Source organism: Streptomyces sp. NPDC056231, assembly GCF_048270745.1.
Taxonomy (GTDB): domain Bacteria; phylum Actinomycetota; class Actinomycetes; order Streptomycetales; family Streptomycetaceae; genus Streptomyces.
On record NZ_JBLVKW010000018.1, the window covers coordinates 116,763 to 123,593 of the forward strand.

Annotated in this window: 8 protein-coding genes; 6 read left to right on the forward strand and 2 right to left on the reverse strand. The window is 69.1% G+C overall.

Annotated elements, in window-relative coordinates:
- Nucleotides 1-125: 125 nt before the first annotated feature.
- From ACNPQM_RS17115 to ACNPQM_RS17125, 3 genes are all read left to right on the forward strand, one after another.
- Complete coding sequence (locus ACNPQM_RS17115; RefSeq protein WP_418084646.1) at nt 126-1,289, forward strand: glycerophosphodiester phosphodiesterase; 1,164 nt, start codon at nt 126-128, stop codon at nt 1,287-1,289.
- A gap of 99 nt (nt 1,290-1,388) precedes the next feature.
- Nucleotides 1,389-1,928, forward strand: a complete 540-nt coding sequence (locus tag ACNPQM_RS17120) for a sigma-70 family RNA polymerase sigma factor (RefSeq protein ID WP_418084647.1) — start codon at nt 1,389-1,391, stop codon at nt 1,926-1,928.
- Between the two features lie 45 nt (nt 1,929-1,973).
- Nucleotides 1,974-2,477: a GNAT family N-acetyltransferase gene (locus ACNPQM_RS17125; RefSeq protein WP_418084648.1), complete on the forward strand. Its 504-nt coding sequence runs from the start codon at nt 1,974-1,976 to the stop codon at nt 2,475-2,477.
- Nucleotides 2,478-2,575: 98 nt separating this feature from the next.
- Here the strand turns inward: ACNPQM_RS17125 and ACNPQM_RS17130 are convergent, their stop codons facing one another.
- Together ACNPQM_RS17130 and ACNPQM_RS17135 are read right to left on the reverse strand one after the other, a co-directional pair.
- Entirely contained in the window at nt 2,576-3,004 is a 429-nt protein-coding gene (locus ACNPQM_RS17130; protein WP_358862079.1) for a hypothetical protein, read from the reverse strand.
- A 1-nt stretch (nt 3,005) separates the two neighbouring features.
- Nucleotides 3,006-3,365 (reverse strand): hypothetical protein, encoded by a 360-nt coding sequence (locus ACNPQM_RS17135; protein WP_358862080.1) that lies wholly within the window; start codon nt 3,363-3,365, stop codon nt 3,006-3,008.
- Between the two features lie 630 nt (nt 3,366-3,995).
- Between ACNPQM_RS17135 and ACNPQM_RS17140 the strand changes: the two genes are divergently transcribed.
- The 3 genes from ACNPQM_RS17140 to ACNPQM_RS17150 all read left to right on the forward strand — a co-directional run bounded on the left by ACNPQM_RS17140 (nt 3,996) and on the right by ACNPQM_RS17150 (nt 6,679).
- The gene (locus ACNPQM_RS17140) at nt 3,996-5,069 is read left to right on the forward strand and encodes a methionine ABC transporter ATP-binding protein (RefSeq protein WP_418084649.1); all 1,074 of its coding nucleotides are present in this window, start codon (nt 3,996-3,998) and stop codon (nt 5,067-5,069) included.
- Entirely contained in the window at nt 5,066-5,737 is a 672-nt protein-coding gene (locus ACNPQM_RS17145; RefSeq protein ID WP_418084650.1) for a methionine ABC transporter permease, read from the forward strand. Before ACNPQM_RS17140 ends, ACNPQM_RS17145 begins: the two co-directional genes overlap by 4 nt.
- Nucleotides 5,738-5,812: 75 nt before the next feature.
- Complete coding sequence (locus tag ACNPQM_RS17150; protein ID WP_358862083.1) at nt 5,813-6,679, forward strand: MetQ/NlpA family ABC transporter substrate-binding protein; 867 nt, start codon at nt 5,813-5,815, stop codon at nt 6,677-6,679.
- Nucleotides 6,680-6,831 lie beyond the last annotated feature (152 nt).

The window sequence follows — 6,831 nt, forward strand, 5'->3', positions numbered from 1 at the left end:
AGTCGACACGCAGCGTTGATGTGTGTTTCCGCCATGTTCGTCCATGAGCTGCCGTCCCGACGGTACGGCTGCCTACGATCGGGCCTCGCTCGACGGTGCCACACATCACATGCGAGGGAGCATTCATGACAGAGCGTGCGCAGGCAAATCCCGGTCGCCGGACCGTCCTGGGAGCGGGAGCGGCCGTACTCGGCGCGGCTGCGCTCGGACTTCCCGGCACGGCGGACGCCGCCGAGCGGTCCGGTGGCCACGACGGCGACCCCGGCAGTCGGCTGGACCTTCCCGTGCCGACCGTCATCGGCCACCGCGGCACGAGCGGCTACCGACCCGAGCACACCCTCGGCTCGTACCAGCTGGCCCTCGACATGGGCGCGCACATCATCGAGCAGGACCTGGTCCCCACCAAGGACGGCCATCTCGTCTGCCGCCACGAGAACGACATCACCGCCACCACCGATGTATCGGCCCACCCCGAGTTCGCCGGCCGCAGGACCACCAAGACGGTCGACGGGGTCTCCCTGACCGGCTGGTTCACCGAGGACTTCACCCTCGCCGAGCTGAAGACGCTGCGGGCCAAGGAGCGCATACCGGGCAACCGTCAGAAGAACACCCTCTACGACGGCCGCTGGGAGGTCCCCACCTTCGAAGCGGTGCTCCAGTGGGCCGACCGCGAGGGCCGCAGGCGCGGCAAGCAGATCTGGCTGTACGTCGAGACCAAGCACCCCACGTACTTCCGGGGCCTCGGGCTCGGCCTGGAGGAGCCGCTCGCCAAGCTGCTGCGCCGCTACAACCGCCACCGCACGCAGTCCCCGCTGATCCTTCAGTCCTTCGAACCCAGCAGCATCCAGCGGCTGTCGAAGCTCGTCGCCTCCCCGCGCGTCGTCCTGCTCTCCGGCGCCGGATCGCGGCCCTGGGACTTCGTCGCGACCGGCGACCCGCGCACGGTCGACGACCTCGTGACCCCCGCGGGGCTGAAGTGGATCGCGTCCTTCGCGCAGGGCATCGGCCCCACGCTGGACCTGATCATTCCCAAGGACGCGTCGGGCCGGCTCACCACGCCGACCTCCCTCGTGCAGGACGCGCATGAGGAGGGCCTGATCCTGCACCCGTACACGATGCGCAACGAGAACTCGTTCCTGCCCGCCGACTTCCGTCGCGGTACCGACCCCAACGCGTACGGCGATGCCTTCGGCGCGTTCCGGACGTACTTTGCGACCGGTATCGACGGGATCTTCTCCGACAACCCGGACACCGCCCTGCTCGCCGCCGAGGACTTCACGAAGAGCTGACACAGCGCCCCGCGTCAGCACCCGGCCGGCCATGCCCCGGTCGGGTGATGCGCCCCGCGGACGGCAACCGCCCGTCCGCGGCGGCGCGTCGGGTGAGGCATGACGCTTCCCGCAGACGCCGCCCCCACCGCCGTCGTGCGCGCCCTGTACCCCCTCGTCAGCGCCGAGGCGATGGCCGAGGCCGGCTGCGCGGCAGCGGGCGCGGCCGTCGAACCCGCCGATCTCGAACAGACCGTCTGGCTGCGGCTGCTGGAACTGCTCGCGGACCGGACACCGCCCGCCGACCCGGCCCGCTGGGTCCGCGACACCGTACGGGAGGAGGCGCGTCGCGCCCGCCGTACCGCGCGGCGCGAACGTCCGTACGCCGATGGGACCGTCCCGGACCCGGCCGACTGCCCCGAGCGGTCCGCCGTCGGTGCCGACGAACGCCGCGCGCTGCACGCCGCGGTGGAGCGGCTGCCCGGACGGTGCGCGAGCCTGCTGGCGGCGATGCTCTCCCCGAGCGATTCCACATACAAGGAAATCGCAGGGAAGTTGGGTATGTCACAAGGCAGCTTGGGGCCGATCCGTTCCCGATGCCTTGGATGTCTGCGCAGAATGCTCGCGGCGGAGGTTGCCGTTCCTGAACTGCGGGGATAGGAGCAGGGGCAACCGGTGGACCAGGTGAGCGGGAGGCATGCACACATGGGCATGAGTGTGATCATCTCGGCGGCGACCGCGGAGGACGCCGAACAGATACTGAAGCTCCAGTACCTCTGTTTTCAGAGCGAGGCGGAGCTCTACGGCAATTACCGCATCGACCCGCTGGTCCAGACCCTCGACTCGGTCCGGGACGAAGTGACCGCGAACCTGGTGTTCGTGGCACGGCTCGGTGACGAAGTCGTCGGCTCAGTACGCGGATCCACCGATCCGGACGGCACCGGAGAGATAGGGAAGCTCTGTGTGCACCCCCGGCTCCAGGGGCACGGGCTCGGCGCCCGTCTGCTGAACGCCGCGGAGTCCGCACTCGCCGATCAGCGGTCGGCCACCCGGTTCCGTCTGCACACCGGGCACCGCAGCGAGACCAATCTGTGGCTCTACCGGCGAGCGGGTTACGCCCCTGTGGGCAGCGCCACCGGTCAGGACGGTGTCCGGCTCATCCTTCTGGAGAAGGACGTCGCCGAACAGGCCTACGTCGCCAGCGTCTAGGGGCGTGTTTCGAAAGCTCCGCCTGCCGGGCGGCGCGACAGGCAGGGCTTGCCGGGCGGCGCGACAGGCAGGGCTTGCCGGGCGGGGCGCCCGGGGTGTTACGCGTTCTTCGCGCGACGCAGCCAGATCATCCCGGTGACCGGCAGGATCACCGGGATGAACAGGTAGTCCCTGCCGAGGTACGACCAGACGGTGGCGTCAGCGAAGGCGGACGGCTCGACCAGCGTCCACGTACCGACGATCAGTACGCCCGCGAGCTCGGCGGCGCAGCACACCAGCGCCGTCCGGCGCGCCTTCTCGCCGCCGCGCACCAGCGAGTACGTGATGAAGCCGTACACCAGCGCGGCGACGGCCGACAGCACATAGGCGAGCGGCGCCCTGCCGAAGTCCAGGATCATCTGGACGATCGCGCGGGAGGCGGCGGCCACGGTGAACACCCCGTAGAACCAGACCAGTACGCGGCCCGGCCCGGTGCCCAGCTGGAAGCCGGTCTTCTCGCCGGCGGCGCGGCGATCGGTGTCGGTCACGTCAGCTTCCCCAGATGTCGTAGAGCCGTACTTGCAGGACGGCCAGTACGACCGCGCCCGCGGCCACCGTCACCGAGCCCCACCGGGTCCGCTCGGCCAGCGACAGGAAACCCGCTGCGGGCACGGCCGCGAAGGCGCCGATCAGATAACAGATGAAGATCGTCATGCCCTGCTCCGGCCGCTCGCCCCGGGCCAGCAGCACGATGCCCGCCACCAACTGGGCCAGCGCCAGCAGCGACACCACGGCCATTCCGATGAAGTGCCAGTCCTTGGTCGGCTGGTCCCGGTAGGCGGCGAAACCGCACCAGGCGGCGAGGGCGAGCGCGGCCACGGCGACCGCGACCGTCAGGGCGACAAGCATGAGGCGAGGGTATTACGGACCGGACGGTGTCCCGCGTGCGCCCCCGCGCCCGGGCCGGCCGGTGCGGATACGTGTGCAGATCCGCGCCCGGGCGGTGCGTCCGACAGCAGCGATCAGGGCCGTGGCCTTGGACACAACGCACCACACGTGCGGGCCGCTCGACGATGGGTTCCCACTGCCCGGTCGCCCGTATCGTCGCAGGTCACGGACGGTGTCATCGGGAGCGCGGCCGTCCGGTGGAGCGGTCCACGGACTGACCGGGAGTGTCCGCTATTCGGACACCCGGGCTCGGTGGAACCTGACGTCTGTTTTACTTGCCCCATGACCACGACGAGCAGCCGCATCCTTGCGACCGAGGCGATCACCACGCCCGGTGCTCGTTGTATGTGTCGAATGCGCGCCTTCTGAGGGCCCCCGCCTGAGCCTCGCGCCCCGAAGCGAGACCGAGCCCCTGCCGTCCGCACCCAGCGGAACGAGCCTGCCCCGCATGCGCTGCCCCCCCGGTCACCCGCCGCCCGCAGCCCTGCCGAGACCCATGGGCCCGAACATCCGAGTCCGAACAGTCTCATCAGACGAACGCCCCGTGCCCGGCGGACACCGCGCCGTGCACTCGACAGTGACGGAAACCCTGTGATCACCACTACGGGCCTCACGAAGGTCTACCAGTCGCGCGACCGTGAGGTCGCCGCTCTGGACGGCGTCGACCTGCACGTCCGCGAGGGCGAGGTGTACGGCGTCATCGGACAGAGCGGCGCCGGCAAATCCTCCCTGATCCGCTGCATCAACCTGCTCGAACGCCCCACCTCCGGCACCGTGACCGTGGCCGGCCAGGACCTCACCGCCCTCGCGGGCCGGGGCCGCCGGGCAGGCAAGGGGCTGCGCGAGGCGCGCAGCCGCATCGGCATGGTCTTCCAGCACTTCAACCTGCTGGCCTCGCGCAACGTCCAGGACAACATCGAGCTGCCGCTCGAGATCCTCGGCGTCCAGGGCCGGGAGCGCACCCGCAAGGCCCTCGAACTCCTCGACCTGGTCGGTCTCGCCGACAAGGCGAAGGCGTACCCCGGCCAGATTTCCGGCGGTCAGAAGCAGCGCGTCGGCATCGCCCGCGCCCTCGCCGGGGATCCCAAGGTGCTGCTCTCCGACGAGGCGACCTCCGCCCTCGACCCCGAGACGACCCGGTCCATCCTGCAGCTGCTGCGCGACCTCAACCAGCAGCTCGGCCTGACCGTCCTGCTGATCACGCACGAGATGGACGTCGTCAAGACGATCTGCGACTCGGCCGCGCTCATGCGGAAGGGACGCATCGTCGAGTCCGGCACCGTCGGCGAACTGCTCGCCACCCCCGGCTCCGAACTGGCCCACGAGTTGTTCCCTGTCGGGGGTACGGCCTCCGGCCCCGACCGCACGGTCGTCGACGTCACCTTCCACGGCGAGGCGGCCTCCCAGCCGGTGATCTCCCAGCTCTCCCGTACGTACAACATCGACATCTCGATTTTGGGCGCCGCGATGGACACCGTCGGCGGCAACCAGATCGGCCGGATGCGGATCGAGCTGCCCGGCCGTTTCGAGGAGAACGTCGTACCCATCGGCTTCCTGCGCGAGCAGGGCCTGCAGGCCGAGGTCGTGGACACGGCCGCCGACATCCCCGTACAGACTCCCGCCCCGCTCGCCCAGACCCCGCTCGCCAAGGAGGCGGCCAAGTGACCTGGTCCGAAATGCAGCCGCTGCTGTCCCAGGGAACCGTCGACACCCTCTACATGGTGCTGTGGTCCGCGCTCGTCACCGTCCTCGTCGGACTGCCCCTCGGCGTGCTGCTGGTCCTCACCGACAAGGGCGGACTGCTCCAGAACACCGTGGTGAACAAGGTCATCGGCGTGATCGTGAACATCGGCCGCTCGCTGCCGTTCATCATCCTGCTGATCGCCCTGATCCCCTTCACCACCTGGGTCGTCGGTACCTTCATCGGCCCGACCGCGATGATCGTGCCGCTCGCCGTCGGCGCCATCCCGTTCTTCGCCCGGCTCGTCGAGACATCGATCCGCGAGGTCGACCACGGGCTCGTCGAGGCCGTCCTGTCGATGGGGGGATCCATCCCGACGATCGTCCGCAAGGTCCTGCTGCCGCAGGCCCTGCCGTCGCTCGTCTCCGGGATCACCACCACCGTCATCGTGCTCATCGGGTACTCCGCGATGGCCGGCGCGGTCGGTGGCGAAGGGCTCGGCTCCAAGGCCGTCACCTACGGATTCCAGCGCTTCGACAACCGGTTCATGCTCATCACCGTCGCGCTGCTCATCGTCATCGTGACCGCGGTCCAGCTGATCGGCGACCTCGCCGTACGCCTGCTGGCCCGCCGGGGCCACACCGCCTCCTGAGACTTTCTCTCCGCTCACAAGCCCGAACTCCTTGTCCGGGCGCACCACCCTCACCACCAGAAAGAGGCACTTTTCGTGCGTAAGAACATCAAGATCACCGCAGCTGCCGCCGCCACCGCCGCCCTCGCCTTCGGCCTCACCGCCTGCGGCACGTCGTCCGACCCGGCCTCCAAGAGCGAGACCGGCGCGAAGGCCGACACCTCCAAGGCGCTCGTCGTCGCCGCGTCCCCGACGCCGCACGCCGACATCCTGAACTTCGTCAAGAAGAACCTGGCGGCCAAGGCGGGCCTCAAGCTCGAGGTCAAGGAGTTCACGGACTACGTCCTGCCGAACACCGCGACCGAGAACGGCCAGGTCGACGCCAACTTCTTCCAGCACCAGCCGTACCTCGACGACTTCAACAAGAAGAACAACACCCACATCGTCGCGGTCGCCAATGTGCACCTGGAGCCGCTCGGCCTCTACTCCAACAAGGTCAAGAACCTGAAGGACATCAAGGCCGGCCAGACCATCGCCGTACCGAACGACACCACCAACGAGGGCCGCGCCCTTCAGCTCCTCGCCGCGAACGGCCTGATCACCATCAAGGACGGCGTCGGTACCAACGCCAAGATCAGCGACATCACGGACAAGAAGGGCCTGGAGTTCAAGGAGCTGGAGGCCGCAACCGTCCCCCGCGCCCTGAACGATGTCGACGCCGCCGTCATCAACGGCAACTACGCCATCGAGGCCAAGCTCAAGCCCGCCAAGGACGCCCTCGCGCTGGAGAAGGCGGACGGCAACCCGTACGCCAACATCCTCGCTGTGAAGGAGGGCAACGAGAAGGACGTCCGCGTCCAGAAGCTCGTGAAGCTCCTCCACTCCGACGAGGTCAAGAAGTTCATCGAGGACACCTATCAGGGCTCGGTCATCCCCGCCTTCGGTCCCCTCGGCAACTCCTGACATCCCTACCGCATCCGCGTGGCCGAGCCCCGCGCACCCCACCGGGGGGCGCGGGGGGGCCCCCGGCGGCCCCCGGCCGGGGCCCGGGGCGGCCCCGTCTGGTATAAAAAAAACCGAGCCCACCCGACGGGGGGGGAACCGGTGGGGTATAA

What these genes read in the sequence shown, in the direction of transcription:
- ACNPQM_RS17115 (WP_418084646.1), top strand. Translation starts at nt 126, where the DNA reads ATGACAGAGCGTGCGCAGGCAAATCCCGGTCGCCGGACCGTCCTGGGA.
- ACNPQM_RS17120 (WP_418084647.1), top strand. Translation starts at nt 1,389, where the DNA reads ATGACGCTTCCCGCAGACGCCGCCCCCACCGCCGTCGTGCGCGCCCTG.
- ACNPQM_RS17125 (WP_418084648.1), top strand. Translation starts at nt 1,974, where the DNA reads ATGGGCATGAGTGTGATCATCTCGGCGGCGACCGCGGAGGACGCCGAA.
- ACNPQM_RS17135 (WP_358862080.1), bottom strand. Translation starts at nt 3,365, where the DNA reads ATGCTTGTCGCCCTGACGGTCGCGGTCGCCGTGGCCGCGCTCGCCCTC.